General features: G+C 63.6%; 3 protein-coding genes. All 3 read right to left on the reverse strand.

The window, feature by feature from the left end; genetic code table 11:
- Positions 1–707 (reverse strand): malonyl-ACP O-methyltransferase BioC (gene bioC, locus V6M61_RS08025; protein ID WP_332776041.1); only part of this gene is annotated, 707 nt, incomplete at its 3' end.
- A complete protein-coding gene (locus V6M61_RS08030) occupies positions 700–1,431 on the reverse strand; it encodes an alpha/beta fold hydrolase (protein ID WP_332776042.1) in 732 nt (243 codons plus the stop codon). The genes bioC and V6M61_RS08030, both read right to left, overlap by 8 nt.
- Positions 1,424–1,601 (reverse strand): aminotransferase class I/II-fold pyridoxal phosphate-dependent enzyme (locus tag V6M61_RS08035; RefSeq protein ID WP_332776043.1); only part of this gene is annotated, 178 nt, incomplete at its 5' end. The genes V6M61_RS08035 and V6M61_RS08030, both read right to left, overlap by 8 nt.

Genomic DNA, 1,601 nt, shown 5'->3' on the forward strand with positions numbered 1-1,601 from the left:
GCCCGCCCTGTCAAACCGCCCGGCCGCCCGGGATTCAGATTGTGTGCGCCCAGCGCTTTCAGCTCGTGAGTCAGGCTGCGCACATCCGGGTAATGCAACACGTGCGGCTGATTCTCCAGCGCCAAAATGCGCATGCCACTGCCGGCACATAACTGTTCATAGCGGGCGAACTCGCGGAAGCGATTGACGTGCACCAACCCGTCGACCTGCTGCCAACTCTCCCGCAATTCGTACAGCGTCCCTGTACACAGACTAGCAAATGCAAAAATCCCGCCCGGTTTAAGCACGCGTAAGGCTTCGCTGAGCACCGCCTCGAAGTCTGCGCACCATTGCACTGCAAGGCTGGAGAAAATCAGATCGACGCTCGCATCCTGCAACGGCAGCCGTTCGGCATCGCCAGCAATGAAATGCTCAGCGCCACCCAATGGCCGTGCGTGATTGAGCATGCCCTCGGCGATGTCTAGCGCGACACCGCTGCCCTGGGTGAAACGCGAGGCCAGCGCCCGGGTGAAATAGCCGGTGCCGCAACCGAGATCAAGCCACCGCGACGGCATGAAACTCCCAGGCAAACGCTCAAGCAGCTGCGTGCCGACGTCACGCTGAAACTCGGCGACGCTGTCGTAACTGGCCGCAGCGCGAGAAAAAGACGCCGCCACCTGGCGCTTGTCGGGCAAGCCCCCAGGCAGCACAAGGGACAGATCATTCATCAGCGCACTCATGTAGAAACGCCTGGATCGCGCCCGCGACTCCGTGCGGGTCTTCCAGCAGAAAAGCATGGCTGGCCTGTTCGATCAGGCCAATTTCGATATCCGGCAACAGCGCGAACAATGCGCCGGCCGCTTCCGCCGGGACCAGCGCATCCTGTCCGCCGAACAGATGAAACTGCGGGCCGCGAAACGCCTGCAACGCCTGGCGCGTATCCAGCTGCGCGAGCAGCTCCAGCCCTGCCATCAGCGCGGTCGGCGCGGTGGCTGGCGCGCCACCGAGCAGCAGGCGCGACAATCCACGCGGATCTGGCGAACCTTGCGCACATAAAAGAGAGAAGCGCTTGAGCGTGACACGCGGATCGGCCTGGCAACCGGCAAGAAACGCATCGAACGTCTCGCCAGGCATCGCGCTCGGCCACTGTTCATGGGCGACAAACGCAGGATTGCTCGCTAACGTCAGCACCCCGCAGCACGCCTCACCGCGTCGTGCCGCCAACTCAGACGCGAGCATGCCGCCCAGCGACCAGCCACCAAGCCAGACTTCCTGTGGAATGCGCGCATCGAGTTCGTCGAGCCAGTCTTCAAGGTCAGCGGAGTCCAGCTCCGGCAGGGGCTCGATCTCGACTTGCAGATGCTCGTCGAAGCCACGCAATGCTGCGGCCAGCGGTTCCAGCGGCGACACGCCAAGGCCCCAGCCGGGCAGCAGAATCAGACGATTACGCATGGCTTGGCTCCAATGACAATCGGGCGAAACAATCTGCCAACCCTTCCAGCAACAGTTGTACCTGCGCCTCGCTGTGGGCGGCGGTCAGCGTGACGCGCAGTCGCGCGCTGCCGGCCGGCACGGTCGGTGGGCGAATTGCGGTCACCATCAGCCCGCGCTCGCGCAGCATC

Origin of the sequence: Polaromonas sp., assembly GCF_036676035.1 — a bacterium.
GTDB lineage: Bacteria > Pseudomonadota > Gammaproteobacteria > Burkholderiales > Burkholderiaceae_C > Polaromonas.

Coding starts and splice junctions, on each gene's coding strand:
- V6M61_RS08030 (WP_332776042.1), bottom strand. CDS start 1,431: ATGCGTAATCGTCTGATTCTGCTGCCCGGCTGGGGCCTTGGCGTGTCG.